The sequence below is a fragment of the Rhizobium sp. FG96 genome (assembly GCF_057808655.1).
In genome coordinates this window covers 88,670-104,080 of record NZ_JBMDIL010000015.1, presented here as the reverse complement: position 1 = coordinate 104,080, position 15,411 = coordinate 88,670, and the positions used below count along the sequence as shown (strand labels likewise).

Sequence of the window (15,411 nt, the reverse complement as noted above, 5' to 3'; positions counted from 1 at the left end):
CCTTCGCTTGCCGCTCAGGCGCTCGCTACGCTCACCCCCTCATCTGTCCTTCGGACATCTTCTCCCCGCTGGGGAGAAGGGAGGAGCACCGATTGAGGAGGACACAATGGCAATCGAAGCATCAAACGAACAGACCCGCGAGCCGCGCATCCGGCTCGGCATGGTCGGCGGCGGGGCTGGCGCATTCATCGGCGCGGTACACCGCATGGCCGCCCGTCTCGACGATCAATATGAACTGATCGCCGGCGCCTTGTCGTCGACGCCGGAAAAGGCGCAGGCCTCGGGCCGCGACCTCGGTCTCGATCCGTCGCGTACCTATTCCAGCTATCGCGAGATGGCGATTCGCGAAGCGAAGCTGAAGAACGGCATCGAGGCCGTCTCGATCGTCACGCCGAACCATGTGCATTACGACGCTGCCAAGGAATTCCTGCGCCGGGGCATCCACGTCATCTGCGACAAGCCGCTGACCTCGAACCTGGCCGATGCCAAGAAGCTGAAGAAGATCGCCGACGAAAGCGGTGCGCTCTTCATCCTGACGCATAATTACACCGGCTATCCGATGGTCCGCCAGGCGCGCGAAATGGTCGCCAATGGCGAGCTCGGCGATATCAGGCTGGTTCAGGCGGAGTATCCGCAGGACTGGCTGACCGAGGCCGTCGAACAGCAGGGCGCCAAGCAGGCCGTCTGGCGCACCGATCCGGCGCAGTCGGGTGCAGGTGGCTCGACGGGCGATATCGGCACGCATGCCTATAATCTCGGCTGCTTCGTTTCCGGCCTGGAGCTCGACAGCCTCGCCGCCGATCTCGACAGCTTCGTCGAAGGGCGCCGTCTCGATGACAACGCGCATGTGATGCTGCGCTACAAGGCGAAGGGCAAGGAAAAGCCGGCTAAGGGCATGCTCTGGTGCAGCCAGGTGGCGCCGGGCCACGAGAATGGTCTGAAGGTTCGCGTCTACGGTACCAAGGGCGGTCTCGAGTGGGTTCAGGCCGATCCGAACTATCTGTGGTTCACGCCCTTCGGCGAGCCGAAGCGGCTGATCACCCGCAATGGCGCCGGTTCGGGCGCGGCAGCGGCGCGCGTTTCGCGCGTGCCATCGGGCCATCCCGAGGGCTATCTCGAAGCCTTCGCGACGATCTATACCGAGGCAGCGCTTGCTATCAACGCTGCCAAGAAGGGCAAGCCGGTCGACAAGGCCGTGGTTTACCCCACCGTCGATGATGGCGTTAAGGGCGTGGCCTTCGTCGAAGCCTGCGTTGCATCGTCGAAGAAGAACGGCGGCTGGGTCAAGGTTTGATCGCAGGCCCGATCGCTGATCATTTGAGCGCATTCCCTAAGATTGGAGGGAATGCGCTCATTCGCGTTTAAGAGGATTATGAAAGAAGAAGGGCGCAACCATTTGGGGAGGCCCGATGACATTCTCTGTCCGCTATCTGACGTGCATTCTGGTGCTTGCCGCGCTTCCTGCTTCGGCGCAGCAGGCTTTCATGCCCGGTGTAAGAGTGCCCGGCACCATCAACATCCAGTCCAGCCTGTCGATGACCGTTCCGGCCGATATGAGCATGAACCCGGCAGAGCAGATCGAGGTGGCGCAGAAGGCTTTCTATGCGATGGCGCAGCGCCAGTGCCAGCTGGTGCTCGATACTCTCGGCGAGACCTGCCAGGTCACCAATCTCACCAATAATGCGGATTTGAACCGTTCCGGCGGTAGCTTCATCAGTGTGCGCGGCACGGTCACGATGGCGGTCAAGCTGAAGAACAGCGCGCAGAAGCCGTGATCTCTGTTGGCTGAAGCGCGCGCCTCAGCCTGACAGGATTGCCGGTCAGGCTGCGATGGCAGCCTGCTTGCGCTTCAAGAGCGCATCGACGCTGTAGGGACCGGCGCCGGCAGCGACGAAATACAGCATGACGAAGCAGAACAGGATCGCGGCAACGCCGCCGTTCTGCGCCGGATAGAAGCTCTTCGGCGCATGGGCGATGAAATAGGCAAAGGCCATCAGTCCCGAGAGAACAAAGGCTGCGGCGCGCGTCTTGAAGCCGATCAGCACCAGGAAGCCGAGAACGAGCTCCAGCATGCCGGCGATCCAGGACATCGAGCCGACGGGCGGCACGCTCGCGGCGGCCGGAAAATGCAGGATCTTCTGCGTTCCATAGCTGAAGAGTACGAGCGACGAGATGATGCGCAGCAGGCTGAGAAGGTGGGGCTGCAGCAGGTGGATGGAGGCGAGCATCGGGTTCCTTTCGTTATAATCTCCCATTCCGCTCTCACCCGGCACACCGCCGATCTCAAGTCACGTCTTCTGACATCAGCGTTATCGCGTTGCGAGCAGCGCGGGCCTTCGACCGGCACACGCCTTGATTTGACCCATTTGCCCGTCTAGATTGTCGCCATCCGCAATACCAACAGGATGTGTGCCACCATGGATTTCACCCAGATCGCAATGCCGTCTCGCCTTGCCATCCGGGAGTTCTCTATCCATGCCTGCCTCCATCACCATTTCCAATCTTTCGTGGTCGACGCCTGACGGCAGACCGCTTCTTTCCCATCTCGATCTGAGTTTCGGTGCCGAGCGCACTGGGCTTGTCGGCCGCAACGGCACCGGCAAGACGACGCTGTTGAAACTGGTGGCCGGCGAGCTGCAGCCGCTGTCGGGAAGCATAGCCTTTACCGGACGTTTCGGCATTCTCCGCCAGGCGGTTCAGGTCGAGGCGGGGGCGGCGATCGCCGATCTCTTCGGTGTGCGGGAGACGCTCGCCATCCTCGCCCGCGCCGAGCGTGGGGAGGCGACCGGTGACGAGCTTGCCAACGCCGACTGGACGCTGGAAGCCCGCATGGCCTCGGCGCTCGAACGCGTCGGGCTCGATGCTGTGCCGGAGACCGGCCTCTCTTCGCTCTCCGGCGGGCAGCGCACGCGCGCGGGGCTTGCGGCATTGGTCTTTGCCGAGCCGGACTTTCTGATCCTGGACGAGCCCACCAACAATCTCGACCGCGAGGGCCGGGAGGCGGTAATCGGCCTCTTACGCGACTGGCGCGGCGGGGCGCTGGTCGTCAGCCATGACCGCGAACTGCTCGACACGATGGATGTGATCGTGGAGCTGACGACTCTCGGTGCTAAACGCTATGGCGGCAACTGGAGCGCTTTTCAGGAGCGCAAGGCGATCGAGCTTGCTGCTGCCGAACATGATGGCGGATGCGGAGAAGCGGGTCGACGAAGTCGATCGCAGCGCGCAGCTGGCCGCCGAACGCCAGGCCAGGAGCGACCGTGCCGGGCGGGTGAAGGCGGCGCGGGGTGACATGCCCCGGATCCTGGCCGGCGGATTGAAGCGCAAGGCCGAGAATACGCGTGGAGACCGGGTTCGCCTCGGCGAGAAGCGCCGCGATCAGGCGCTCGGCGATGTCTCGGCGGCGCGCGGCAAGATCGAAATACTCCAGCTCTTTGCCGTCAAACTCGAGCCGACGGGGCTTCCGTCGTCTCGCGTGGTGTTGCGTCTCGATGACGTGACGGCTGGCTATGAGCCGGAGCGGCCCGTCATTCGCAATCTCTCGCTTGCGCTGACCGGGCCGGAGCGCGTGGCGATCTCCGGGCCGAACGGCTCTGGCAAGACGACGCTCCTGGCGCTGATCACTGGCACGCTGAAGCCTTGGGCGGGGACAGTCTCCGTTCCTGCCGGGCATGCCTTCTTCGATCAGAGCGTCAGCCTGCTCGATCCAAAACTCAGTGTCCGCGAGAATTTTCGCAATCTCAATCCCGGTGCGGATGAGAATGCCTGCCGGGCGGCGCTGGCGCGGTTCATGTTCCGGGCAGACGCGGCATTGCAGCAGGTCTCGACATTGAGCGGTGGACAGTTGCTGCGCGCTGGTCTTGCCTGCGTGCTCGGCGGACCGAAGCCGCCGCCGCTGCTGATCCTGGACGAGCCGACCAACCATCTGGACATCGATTCCGTCACCGCCGTCGAAGCCGGGCTGGCGGCATATGACGGCGCGCTGCTCGTCGTCAGCCATGACGAGGTGTTTCTCGACAATATCGGCATTTCCCGCCGTCTGCTCCTGCCTGATGGAAAAGAGCTGCTGTGACCGACGAAGTGGCTCTTCGTGTCGAAGCTGGCGAAGAATCTATCTGTAACGTTGCAGTTTTGACATTCAAGGCCTGTACAAGGCATTCCGGCTTGGCTAAACCGCCGCCAACGATGGCCGCACCGGCCGACCTGAACAGCATAGAGACGGAAAACAACATGATCGATCCGAAGCTTCTCGCGGCCCGCTTCCCGGGCGATTTCACCTTCGGTGTGGCGACCGCCGCCTTCCAGATCGAGGGTGCCTCCAAGGCTGACGGCCGCAAGCCGTCCATCTGGGATGCCTTCTGCAACATGCCCGGTCGCGTCTATAACCGGGATAATGGCGACATCGCCTGCGATCACTATAACCGCCTCGAGGAAGACCTCGACCTGATCAAGGATATGGGCGTTTCGGCCTACCGTTTCTCGATCGCCTGGCCGCGCATCATCCCTGACGGCACCGGCCCGGTGAACGAGGCCGGCCTCGATTTCTACGATCGGCTCGTCGACGGCTGCAAGGCGCGTGGCATAAAGACCTTCGCGACGCTCTATCACTGGGACCTGCCGCTGCTGCTCGCCGGTGATGGTGGCTGGACGGCGCGCTCGACGGCCTACGCCTTCCAGCGCTATGCCAAGACCGTCATGGCCCGCCTCGGCGATCGCCTGGATTCGGTTGCGACCTTCAACGAGCCCTGGTGCATCGTCTGGCTCAGCCACCTCTACGGCATCCACGCGCCGGGCGAGCGCAACATGCAGGCGGCGCTGCACGCCATGCACTACATGAACCTTGCCCACGGTCTCGGCGTCGAGGCGATCCGGTCGGAAGCGCCGAATGTTCCCGTTGGCCTGGTGCTCAACGCCTCGTCGATCATTCCGGGTTCCGACAGCCCGGCTGATCTTGCCGCTGCAGAGCGCGCCCATCAGTTTCACAACGGCGCCTTCTTCGATCCGGTCTTCAAGGGCGAATATCCGAAGGAGTTCGTCGAGGCGCTCGGCGACCGCATGCCCGTCGTCGAGGACGGCGATCTCAAGATCATCAACCAGAAGCTCGATTGGTGGGGTCTCAACTATTACAAGCCGGACCGCGTTCATGACGACGCGTCGAAGAAGGGCGATTTCCCCTGGACCACGGAAGCTGCACCCGCAAGCGATGTGAAGACCGATATCGGCTGGGAAGTCTATGCGCCGGGCCTCAAGCATCTGGTCGAGGACCTCTACCGCCGCTACGAGCTGCCGGAATGCTACATCACCGAGAACGGCGCCTGCGACAACACCGATGTCGTCAATGGCGAGGTGAATGACACGATGCGCCTCGACTATGTCGGCGACCACCTCGATGTCGTCGCCAACCTGATCAAGGACGGCTATCCGATGCGCGGCTATTTTGCCTGGAGCCTGATGGACAATTTCGAATGGGCGGAAGGCTACAAGATGCGCTTCGGCCTCGTCCATGTCGATTACAACACCCAGGTCCGGACCGTGAAGAAGAGCGGCAAGTGGTATCGCGAGCTCGCCGGCCAGTTCCCGAAGGGCAATCACAAGACGGCCTGAGCGGAGCTTCCGTTCCACTCTGGGGTTTATCGAAAATCGCTGAAATCACCCCTGGGTTTCAGGGGTGGTTTTGGCCTCCCGAACGAGGGCCGGAAATCGGTTTCTGATGCCGGTTTTTCCGCTTCGAAGCGCCGATCAAGCGGCATGCCATGACTACAAAATGTGCAGTAAAGTCAGCCGCTTCCGGTGTTCTGGGGGCGGCTTTTGCATAGATAGCGAAATTTATTCGTAAAACACGTACTGATTAATCGTTTTGCCGTGATTTTTAACAGTTTCTTGAAGGCTTGACTGTCACAGTCCCTGCCATCGGGGAGCAATGAATGCCTAAGTTAATCGGGCAAAAAAATCAGGCCTTGGGGATAGGCCGGCACACGACCGTCACGGGCGTGCTGCTGACCTTCGCCGTCATCGTCGCGATCGTCACTGTGATGATCCTGACTGCCATTTCGCGCGTTGCAGACAATGCCAATGTGCTCGACGACGAGCGATCACGCGAAACGACTGCCGGTGCGCTGAAGACCTTCGAGGAACAGCTCGGCGCGACACTCAACGATTATGCCGCATGGGATGATGCCGCCACCAATGTCTATGCCAAGGATGGCATGGCCTGGACGGTGAGCAACTACGGCGAGATGTCCGTCAACAGCTCGCTGTTCGACATGGCGATCGTCATCGATGGCGACCGCAAGCCGCTGATGGTCTACCGCAACGGCCAGCCGATGGAGGGCAAGCTTGACGACTTTTTCGCGCCGTCGCTGTGGGCGCTGTTCGACAAGGCGCGTGCCGCCGGAGCGGACAAGCCGGAAGCCGTCGGTTTCGTCGGTACGAAGAGCGGCATTGCCGCAGCCGGTATCGCGCTCGTGCGCGAAAAATCCGGCGCGCTGGAAAAGTCTGCCGATCAGCGCCGCTATCTTATCTTTGCCCGCCATCTCGACGACGAGAAGGTAAAGGGTCTCGGCGAGACCTATGTGATCCATGGCATGAAGCTGGTGCCTGCGGATACGCCGGCTAAGTATTCCGTCAATATCGACGATGCCTCGGGCGTGACGCTCGGCAAGCTCGTCTGGACGTCGCGTTCGCCCGGCGATATCGGCTACGATCAGGTGCGCCCGACGGTGGTCAAGGCGCTCGGTCTGGTCGGCCTGTTCTTCGCCGTGCTGCTCGTCATCGGCTGGATGGCCGGGCGGCGCATCAAGGCCGAGGAGATCGGCGCGCGCGAGGAAGCGCTGCGCGACCGGCTCAGCGGCCTCTGGAACCGTGACGGTCTCGGTGTTGCCATCGACGCGATGGTCGAGGAAGCGCAGCAGGCCAAGAAAAACATCCTTATTCTCTATCTCGATCTCGATGGCTTCAAGGAAGTCAACGACAGCTATGGCCATGGTACTGGCGACCAGCTGATCCGCGCCGTCGCTGCGGGTCTCAAGGTGCTGATCCCGCCTCATGCCGTTCTCGCCCGCATCGGCGGCGACGAGTTCGCCATCGCCTTCCACACCGATGGCGGCAATGCTGAAGCGTTGCAGCTTTCCGAGCAGATCCTCGATTTCCTGGCGGAGCCGCTGGAAATCGGCCGCCGCGTCGTCGTCATCGGCGCCAGCATAGGCATCGCGATGTCGCCTGAGGGTGCCGTCGGCCGCGAGGAATTCGTCCGCCGCGCCGATCTCGCGATGTACAAGGCCAAGGAAGCCGGCCGCGCCCGGATGATGCTCTACGATCCGGCGATGGATGCAGACCGCGAGGAGCGCAATGCGCTTGAAATCGATCTTCGCGCCGCCATCGAAAGCGGCGACCTGACGCTGGCCTATCAGCCGCTGATCGATGCCGAGACCTATGAGATGAACGGTGTGGAGGCGCTGGTGCGCTGGAACCGTCCGGGCTTCGGGCCGATCTCGCCTGACGTTTTCATTCCGGTTGCCGAAACCAGCGGCCTCATTGAGGCACTCGGCCTCTTCGTGCTCCGGAAGGCCTGCGAGACCGCCAAGCAATGGCCGGAGCTGCGCATATCGGTCAACGTCTCGCCTGGCCAGTTCCGCAATCCGGCCTTCACCGATTATGTCCGATATGTGCTGAAGCAGACGGAGATCGAGGCGTCGCGCGTGACGCTGGAGATCACCGAAGGCTACATGATCCAGAACCCACAGCGCACCCGCCAGTCGATCGAGCGCTTGAAGACGCTCGGCGTGAAGGTGGCGCTCGACGATTTCGGGTCCGGCTTCTCGTCGATCGGCTATCTCCGCCAGTTCGGCTTCGACCGCATCAAGATCGACCGCTCGCTGGTCGATGGCGTGACGGAGAGTGAAAGCCAGCGCGAAATGCTGCAGGCGACCGTGGCGCTTGCTCGCTCGCTCAACATTCCTGTTACGGCAGAAGGCATCGAGACCGAGGCCCAGGCGGTTGCCGTCAGGCTCTTCGGCTGCGACAGCCTGCAGGGCTACTATTTCAGCAAGCCGGTTCCGGCCGACAAGATCACCGACATGCTGGAGACGCGGCGGGAAGAAAACAGCAAGCCGCGCCGGACCAGCGCGGCCTAAAAGCTCTTCGCAGCTAAAGTTTACGTGCCGATATGCTTCTGGCCGCGCTTCTTGGCAAGCGCGATCTGGTGCTGTCGCTGGCGGTAGCGGAGACGGTCTTCCTCGGTGCGCGTGCCGTAGCAGTTGCTGCAGGAAACGCCTTCCTCATAGTGCGGCGAGGTGATCTCCTCGGCGGTGATCGGGTTGCGACAGGCGTGGCAGAGCTTGTGCTCGCCTTCCTTCAATCCGTGCTCGACCGAGACGCGCTCGTCGAAGACGAAGCAGGCGCCCTCCCACAGGCTCTCTTCCTGCGGCACTTCCTCGAGATACTTCAGGATGCCGCCCTTGAGGTGGTAGACCTCGTCGAAGCCCTGCTCCTTCATGAAGGCGGTGGCCTTTTCGCAGCGGATGCCGCCGGTGCAGTACATGGCGATCTTCGGCTTGTTGTGCAGGCCGGTATTGTTGCGCACCCATTCCGGAAATTCGCGGAAAGTCTTGGTCTTCGGGTCGACCGCGCCTCGGAAGACGCCGATTGCCGTCTCGTAGTCGTTGCGGGTGTCGATGACGATCGTGTCGGGATCGGAGATCAGCGCATTCCAGTCCTGCGGCGCCACATAGGTGCCGACGACCTTGTTGGGGTCGATATTCTCGACGCCCATGGTGACGATCTCTTTCTTCAGCTTCACCTTCATGCGCAGGAAAGGCATCTTCGATGCACGGCTTTCCTTGTGCTCCAGGCCGGCGAATTCCGGCTGGGCGCGCAGATAGGCAAGCACCGTCCTGACACCGTCGTCCGGACCGCCGATCGTGCCGTTGATGCCTTCATGGGCAAGCAGGAGCGTTCCCTTCACGCCGTTTTCCTCGCAGAGCGCCTGCAAGGGGTCGCGCAGGCTTTCGAAGCGCGGCACGGAAACGAAATGATAGAGCGCCGCCACCAGGAACGGGCTGGATGTAGTGATGCTGTCGGTCATGGGCGGTGGAAATATAGAATATGGCGCTCCTGCGCAATGACATTACGCGGGAGCGCGGCGCCCTCATGACCCTGGTCACGGGGTTGCATGCTTCGAAAGACGCGTCTTCCATTCTTCATAGGAACGCATACCGAAGGCAGGATCCGGCTCATCGTCGAGCACGCTCAGCAATTCGATGGAATGCTTGTCCGGATCGTCAAAATACAGCGAGAGCGCGGGCACCCAGCCGATGACGATTGGCTCGGAGACCGGCTCGCCATGGAAGCCGCGAACGTCAATACCTTTGCTCTTCAGCAGAGCGGGTGCTTGAAACATCTCCTCCTGTGATAACCGAAAGGCGATGTGCAGGCGCATCCTTATTGGCGCTGTGCCGGTTTCCCAAAGGCCAAGCATGGCGTTCTCTTTGCCGTTGACCCAGAAGAAGGCGATCCGCCGTTCGGGGAATTCGGCCGCGAGTTCAAGGCCCAGGATATCGCGATAGAAGGGAATGGAGATTCTCAGGTCGGCAACACTGAGATGCGTTTCGTAGATGCCCTGGATTTGCGGGACTGTCGCATTGTTGGCAGGCATGATGTCCTCGGTCACGATTTCTTTGACCGACCCAAGCTAGGACCTCAAGTAATATTGAGGTCAACAGCGCAGCTTCATTTTCTCAGTGAGCTCCAGAGCAGCCCGACGCGCCTGGCTTCCTCGTCAGGACTGTCGGCGAAGATCTCTTCGGCCCGTGCAAGCGCCAGGCGCCGGTCTTCCTGCTGCCTGCGGATGATGGCGTCGAGGAGATGGGCGAGGTCGTCGCTGCGGGTGAACAGCTGCGGTTCGGCTTCGACGAGATCGCTGAGGACGGAGAGGTCATGGACGTGGCCGAGGCGGTCGACGAGCTCCTTGGCGGCGGCGCGCTTCGCCTTCATCGCGGATGGCCAGAGCGGAGAGAGCAGCCCGTGATGGGCGCGGTAATCCTGCGTGCGCTTGCGGAGTTCGTGGAATGCGCCGTCCGAGGCTTCGCCATGGCAGGCGTCGAGCGCCTCATGCGCCTTTGCTGCCGTGCGCTTCCAGCCGTTGGCGACGAGTTTGGCGGCTTTACTTGGGCTTGACGGAAAGGATATGTCGTCGAGGGCCCAGAGGGCGTGCTTGAGGGCTTCCGATGTTTCCCGGAGCTTCGCCTCAATGCCGGCTTCGGCCTCGGTCATCCAGTTCCGCCGCGTTTCCAGAATGGCTGCGATCCGATCCAGCGAGCTTGCCTCTTCCGGGTCCGGTGCGTGCGACTTGAGATAGCGAACGGTTTCGATCAGTGCTTCGGCATCGCGGATGGCGGATAGCGATCGTGCCATCTCGCGCAGCCTCGCATTCTCGTGCTTCTGGAGTTTCCGCGCATCCGCCGCAACCAGGCGGTAGAGCGAGCGCACCTTCTTCAGGTTCTTGCGGAAGGCGTGGATTGCCTGGTGCGTGCCCTCGGGCCGCTGCTCGACGACATCGCGCGCAGCCTGCAACTCGCCGGCGGCGGCTTCTCTGAAACTCTTGGTGAAATCCGCGTCAGGCCGAATGCGGAAGGGCATGCCGGTCGTACTGGTATTCGGTCGCCAGCGCCTGGTTCGAATAGCGGAAATCGCCCGTCACCTCGCGACCGAGCCAGGCCGGAAGGGGCGGGGCGTCGCTTTCGGATTTCATCTCGACTTCAGCGATGATGAGGCCGCGATGCGGCCCGCCGAAGACATCCACTTCCCAGACGAAGCCTTCGTGGGGCACGCGGTAGCGGGTCTTCTCGATGACGATGCCGATGGCGCTTTCCATCAGTTCTTCGGCATCTGCAACGGGGATGTCGTATTCGAATTCGTCGCGGGTCATGGAGCTGCGGCCGATCTTCATCGTCAGCCGCGCACTCTCTCCGTCGAGGACGCGTACCCGCACCGAGCGGTCGTCCATCGAGGCGACATAGGCCTGTTTGAGGATTGCTTTCGATACGGCTTTGGCGCGCCATCCATCGGTGCGTACCAGAAACTTCCGCTCGATTTCCTTCGCCATTACAGTGAACCTTTTGTGACGACGGGGCTAAGCTAGCGCAAAAAAATAATCGTTCAAACCCATTTATGCCAAAGATCGCTTTAGTCTCGACAAAGTGTACCCTTGGGCGTATGCCGAACCCGAATTTCAATCGTTTCAAAGGACCGTGGCCATGGGCGAAAAAACACAAAAGCTCCTTTCCATCCTCAAACTGCAGCCTGTCGTTCCGGTGCTGATCATCGACGACGTGAAGGCCGGTGTTTCGCTGGCCCGCGCGCTGGTCGCGGGCGGCCTGAAGGCGATCGAGATCACCATGCGCACGCCGGTTGCTCTCGATGCCGTCCGTGCCGTTGCTGAAGAAGTCGAAGGTGCCGAAGTCGGCGCGGGCACGATCCTCAACGCTGCGCATTGGGAAGCTGCCGTCGCTGCCGGTTCCAAGTTCATCGTCAGCCCGGGCGCAACGCAGGAGCTGCTCGATGCGGCTGCCGACTCCCACGTTCCGCTGCTTCCGGGTGCTGCCACCGTCAGCGAAGTCATGGCGCTTCGCGAAGAAGGCTACCAGGTCCTGAAGTTCTTCCCGGCCGAACAGGCTGGTGGCGCCGCTTACCTGAAGGCGCTTTCCTCGCCGCTCGCCGGCATGATCTTCTGCCCGACCGGCGGTATTTCGCTGAAGAACGCCAACGACTACCTTTCGCTGCCGAACGTCGTCTGTGTCGGCGGCTCGTGGGTCGCGCCGAAGGAACTGGTCGCCGCAGGCGACTGGGCAGGCATTACCAAGCTTGCCGCCGAAGCCGCAGCGCTCAAGGCTTGACATTTTATTGATCGCTATTGATGCAGGCGGTTTCCGCCTGCATTTGTATTTACAGTTGCAGTTCCTATCTTCATCCCAGCCTCAAAACAGGGAGAAGACGGGGAATGTTCGATGCAAAGAAGCTTCTTGACCAGTTCCTGGGATCGCAGATTCCAGGTGTCGGCGGTTCGGTTCGCGACCGCGCAGGCGGCGCCGTGCAGATGGCCAAGGACAATCCTTGGAAGGCCGGAGCGCTGGCGACCGTGCTGCTCGGCACCAAGACCGGGCGCAGCATTGCCGGCAATGCGCTGACGATCGGCGGACTGGCCGCGATCGCCGGCCTCGGCTACCAGGCCTACAAGAATTATCAGGCGGGACAGGCGCCCGCCGCTCCTGCCGAGCCCGCCCGACAGCCATCCACACCGCTCGTTCTGCCGCCTCCTGTCGATTCCGGTTTTGGTCCGCAGTCGCCGGCGGGCAGCAACGAATTCGTGCTGGTGCTGATCCGGGCAATGATCGCCGCCGCCAAGGCCGACGGCCATATCGATGATGGCGAGCGGGCGCTGATCATGGACAAGATGAAGGCCGCTGATGTCAGCGGCGAGGCGGTCGCCTTCATCGAGAAGGAGCTGGCGTCTCCGACCGATCTCGACTCGCTGATTGCAGCTGCAAGGACCGAAGAGCAGAAGGTGGAGCTCTACACCGCCTCGCGCCTGACGATCGAGCCGGATTCGCGTGCCGAGCGTGGCTATCTCGATCTGCTTGCCGGACGTCTCGGTCTTCCCGATGCGCTCGTCGATCATATCGAGGCGACTGTGTCGTCGGCCAAGGTCACGCTCTCGCAGTGATGGCTTTGCCTCAGTGACAATAGGGCCGGTTGCCTTTCCGGGGCGGCTGGCCTATCCACTCTTCGATGAGAGGAGTGACGATGCGCGATCTTTCCACCTACAAGGTTTCCGCCCCCGGCTATGTGACGCTCAAGGGCCGTTATGTGACGGTCGAGCCCTTCGTGCGCGATGAGCATCTGCAGGCGCTCTGGGACGGACTTGGCGGCATGGGCATCAATCCTCTGCTTCTCTATTTCTCGCAGGACGATTTCGGTGGCATCGAGGATTTCGGCGCCTGGCTCGACAACGCCAAGAAGGGCGGCTGGCTGACGCATATCTTCCGCGACAACGCCACCGGCAAGATCGTCGGCATGGCGAATTATATGCGCGCCGATGCGGCGAACGGCGTCGTCGAAGTCGGCGGTGTGGCGCATGGCGCCGATATGAAGCGCTCGCCGCTGTCGACTGAAGCGCATTATCTGATGGCCAAGCACGTCTTCGAAGATCTCGGCTATCGCCGCTACGAATGGAAGTGCGACAACAACAATGAGCCGAGCAAGGTCACGGCCGCCCGCTACGGCTTCACTTTCGAGGGCGTTTTCCGCCAGCACATGATCTCCAAGCGCAAGAACCGCGACACCGCCTGGTTCTCGATGATCGACAGCGAATGGCCTAGTATCAACGACGCGTTTGAGGCATGGCTCGCCCCTGAGAATTTCGGATCCGACGGCAAGCAGAAGCGCCGCCTCGAGGACATCCGTGCCGATCTTGAAAAGGAAAGGCTTGTATGAGCCCGGAGAGCCGTTCTCAGGCGATTGCCGCCGCCGTCATTCTGCTTGGCGCGGGGCTCGTCATCTATTTTCTGCCGAGCCTGGTGCTCTGGATTGGCAAGTATTCTCCGCCACTGGCTTTTGCCGTGGGCGCCGTGCTGCTCCTCGGGTTCTTCGTGATCTTCTGGCTGCGCGCCCGCTATCAGCGCAATAAGGGCCGCTGAGCCTCAGCCCTGCAGCGAGGCGCCGAGAAGCAGGGCGCCGAAGCAGATGACCAGGACTGCGCCGAGGATCTCGATCGTGTTGCCGATCCAGACCGAGGATTTCGAGCCATATCCGGCGATGCGCACGGCGGTGCCCTTCGCAGTGACCGCAAGGGTCGCCAGGATGGCGACGGTGATCGCCGTGCCGAGCGACATGGCGAGAACCGAAAGCACGCCGCCGAGATAGAGACCGTTCAGCAGCGAGAAGGTCATCACCAGCAGCGCGCCGGAGCAGGGGCGAAGGCCGACGGCGATGATCGCCGACCAGGCCTCGCGGATGCTGAACGTATCCGAGCCGAGCAGCGAGGGATCGGGCATATGCGACTGGCCGCAGGTCTCGCAGGCCATGCCGGAAATGAAGTTGTGGCCGGCCTTGCGGGCCTTGGTCTCGCCGAAGGCGTAGACACCAGATTGCTGCGCGCTGTCATTGTCCTTCCAGTCCAGCATCATGCTGACCGGGCCTTCGGCCGTTGCCACCACTTCGCGCTTCGGCAGGCCTGAGATCATCGAGCGCAGCTTGCGGAACAGCAGCCAGCCGCCGAAGGCGATGACCATCACGAAGCTTGCGATCTCCATCGCGTGCGTCGCCTGTGTCAGGGTGATGCCGCTGCCGCGCAGGACAAGCCAGGCGGCGCCGACGAGCGCCACGGCAACGATGCCCTGGATGAAGGCAGAAATGAAGGAGATGACGACGCCGCGGCGAAGCTCGACCTCGTTGGCGATCATATAGGAGGAGATGACGGCCTTGCCGTGTCCGGGACCTGCCGCATGGAAGATGCCGTAGGCGAAGGAGAGGCCGATCAGCGAGGTGAGCTGCCAGGGATCATCCCGCATCGCCTTCAGCGCGCCGGTCAGCGCGCGATAGAAGGCCTGCTGCTCGTAGTTGACATAGGCAAAGAGCGGCGCCAGCGGCCCGCCGATCGGCTGAAAGCTCGGTTCCGCCGTTCCGATACCGAGCGGCGACTGAGCATAGGCGCTGCCAGCGGCGGCAACCAGCATCAGAACCACGGCGGAAAGGATAAGCGGCCTGCCGTGCTTCAGCATGAGATTTCCAGCCTCGTGGCGAAGAGCTTCGACATGTTAGTGCCCGTCGGGTCATTGAAGAAGGCGTCGGTCAGCGATTGCTTGTTCTGCGAGATCACCTGATCCGGATCGGGGCGCAGGACATCATGCTTGCAGCCCTTGAAGCCATCGCCGACGAGGACGAGCTCCTTGTCGCTCGGAAAGTCGATGGACGTGTAGAGCGTCGGGTCATAGACGCCGAAGGTCAGCCTGCTCTTCAGCGGCATCGGCTGCGACGGCTTGACCGCGAAGAACATCAGGAGCTGCCCTTCCTTGTAGTCGACATGGATGATGTCCGGCTTCTCTACCGTCACGTTCTTATCGTCGACCGTCAGGTTCATGTAGTAATCGTAGTCGGCAAGGGAATCGCGCACTGTCTTGCCGACTTCCGCGAGCTCGTTCGGCTCCAGCTTCAGATCGGTGTTCTTGTCGAAATCCATGACGACGGAGGACGAGAAGACTTCGTCGAAGCGCCAGATGTTTCTGAGCTCCCGGATGTTGCCATCCGGGCCGGCCACCACTTCCAGCCGGGCCTCCACGAAAATATGCGGATGCGCCATGGCCGCGACCGGTGCGAGTGCCAGCAGCCCGGCGATCAGGAACGTGGATTTCTTCATGC

General features: G+C 61.9%; 15 protein-coding genes and 1 pseudogene. 9 read left to right on the top strand and 7 right to left on the bottom strand.

Annotated elements, in window-relative coordinates:
* The first annotated feature begins 106 nt into the window (after nt 1-106).
* Both ACODR6_RS25845 and ACODR6_RS25840 read left to right on the top strand, forming a co-directional pair.
* Nucleotides 107-1,294 carry a Gfo/Idh/MocA family protein gene (locus ACODR6_RS25845; protein WP_199628942.1) on the top strand — a complete coding sequence of 396 codons (1,188 nt, stop codon included), beginning with the start codon at nt 107-109 and terminating at the stop codon, nt 1,292-1,294.
* A 115-nt stretch (nt 1,295-1,409) separates the two neighbouring features.
* Nucleotides 1,410-1,775 (top strand): hypothetical protein, encoded by a 366-nt coding sequence (locus ACODR6_RS25840; RefSeq protein WP_489025161.1) that lies wholly within the window; start codon nt 1,410-1,412, stop codon nt 1,773-1,775.
* 45 nt (nt 1,776-1,820) lie between these two features.
* Here ACODR6_RS25840 and ACODR6_RS25835 read toward each other — a convergent pair whose 3' ends face one another.
* Complete coding sequence (locus ACODR6_RS25835) at nt 1,821-2,228, bottom strand: DoxX family protein (RefSeq protein ID WP_489025268.1); 408 nt, start codon at nt 2,226-2,228, stop codon at nt 1,821-1,823.
* 247 nt (nt 2,229-2,475) lie between these two features.
* Here ACODR6_RS25835 and ACODR6_RS25830 point away from each other — a divergent pair.
* The 3 genes and pseudogenes from ACODR6_RS25830 (at nt 2,476) to ACODR6_RS25820 (ending at nt 8,132) form a co-directional block, all read left to right on the top strand.
* A pseudogene (locus tag ACODR6_RS25830) lies at nt 2,476-4,072 on the top strand (ABC-F family ATP-binding cassette domain-containing protein).
* A 158-nt stretch (nt 4,073-4,230) separates the two neighbouring features.
* Nucleotides 4,231-5,604 (top strand): GH1 family beta-glucosidase, encoded by a 1,374-nt coding sequence (locus tag ACODR6_RS25825; protein WP_489025159.1) that lies wholly within the window; start codon nt 4,231-4,233, stop codon nt 5,602-5,604.
* Between the two features lie 320 nt (nt 5,605-5,924).
* A complete protein-coding gene (locus ACODR6_RS25820; RefSeq protein WP_489025157.1) occupies nt 5,925-8,132 on the top strand; it encodes a bifunctional diguanylate cyclase/phosphodiesterase in 2,208 nt (735 codons plus the stop codon).
* 20 nt (nt 8,133-8,152) lie between these two features.
* Here the strand turns inward: ACODR6_RS25820 and trhO are convergent, their stop codons facing one another.
* The 4 genes from trhO to ACODR6_RS25800 form a co-directional block, all read right to left on the bottom strand.
* Nucleotides 8,153-9,082: an oxygen-dependent tRNA uridine(34) hydroxylase TrhO gene (gene trhO, locus ACODR6_RS25815; protein WP_112719754.1), complete on the bottom strand. Its 930-nt coding sequence runs from the start codon at nt 9,080-9,082 to the stop codon at nt 8,153-8,155.
* Between the two features lie 75 nt (nt 9,083-9,157).
* Complete coding sequence (locus tag ACODR6_RS25810; protein WP_489025266.1) at nt 9,158-9,652, bottom strand: VOC family protein; 495 nt, start codon at nt 9,650-9,652, stop codon at nt 9,158-9,160.
* A gap of 74 nt (nt 9,653-9,726) precedes the next feature.
* On the bottom strand, nt 9,727-10,635 hold the full coding sequence (locus ACODR6_RS25805; protein WP_489025155.1) for a CHAD domain-containing protein: 909 nt from the start codon (nt 10,633-10,635) through the stop codon (nt 9,727-9,729).
* Nucleotides 10,613-11,101 (bottom strand): CYTH domain-containing protein, encoded by a 489-nt coding sequence (locus ACODR6_RS25800; RefSeq protein WP_130282226.1) that lies wholly within the window; start codon nt 11,099-11,101, stop codon nt 10,613-10,615. Before ACODR6_RS25800 ends, ACODR6_RS25805 begins: the two co-directional genes overlap by 23 nt.
* Nucleotides 11,102-11,252: 151 nt before the next feature.
* Here ACODR6_RS25800 and ACODR6_RS25795 point away from each other — a divergent pair, with 151 nt between their 5' ends.
* The 4 genes from ACODR6_RS25795 (at nt 11,253) to ACODR6_RS25780 (ending at nt 13,691) form a co-directional block, all read left to right on the top strand.
* Nucleotides 11,253-11,891, top strand: coding sequence for a 2-dehydro-3-deoxy-phosphogluconate aldolase (locus tag ACODR6_RS25795; protein ID WP_112719751.1), 639 nt, complete (start codon nt 11,253-11,255; stop codon nt 11,889-11,891).
* Nucleotides 11,892-11,995: 104 nt separating this feature from the next.
* On the top strand, nt 11,996-12,718 hold the full coding sequence (locus ACODR6_RS25790) for a tellurite resistance TerB family protein (protein WP_489025152.1): 723 nt from the start codon (nt 11,996-11,998) through the stop codon (nt 12,716-12,718).
* An 80-nt stretch (nt 12,719-12,798) separates the two neighbouring features.
* Nucleotides 12,799-13,488 carry a GNAT family N-acetyltransferase gene (locus tag ACODR6_RS25785; RefSeq protein ID WP_489025150.1) on the top strand — a complete coding sequence of 230 codons (690 nt, stop codon included), beginning with the start codon at nt 12,799-12,801 and terminating at the stop codon, nt 13,486-13,488.
* The gene (locus ACODR6_RS25780; RefSeq protein ID WP_112719749.1) at nt 13,485-13,691 is read left to right on the top strand and encodes a hypothetical protein; all 207 of its coding nucleotides are present in this window, start codon (nt 13,485-13,487) and stop codon (nt 13,689-13,691) included. The genes ACODR6_RS25785 and ACODR6_RS25780 overlap by 4 nt, the downstream gene beginning before the upstream one ends.
* A 3-nt stretch (nt 13,692-13,694) precedes the next feature.
* Here ACODR6_RS25780 and ACODR6_RS25775 read toward each other — a convergent pair whose 3' ends face one another.
* Nucleotides 13,695-14,774 (bottom strand): nickel/cobalt transporter, encoded by a 1,080-nt coding sequence (locus ACODR6_RS25775; protein ID WP_199628951.1) that lies wholly within the window; start codon nt 14,772-14,774, stop codon nt 13,695-13,697.
* Nucleotides 14,768-15,409 carry a DUF1007 family protein gene (locus ACODR6_RS25770; RefSeq protein ID WP_489025147.1) on the bottom strand — a complete coding sequence of 214 codons (642 nt, stop codon included), beginning with the start codon at nt 15,407-15,409 and terminating at the stop codon, nt 14,768-14,770. The genes ACODR6_RS25775 and ACODR6_RS25770 overlap by 7 nt, the downstream gene beginning before the upstream one ends.
* Between the last annotated feature and the right edge of the window lie 2 nt (nt 15,410-15,411).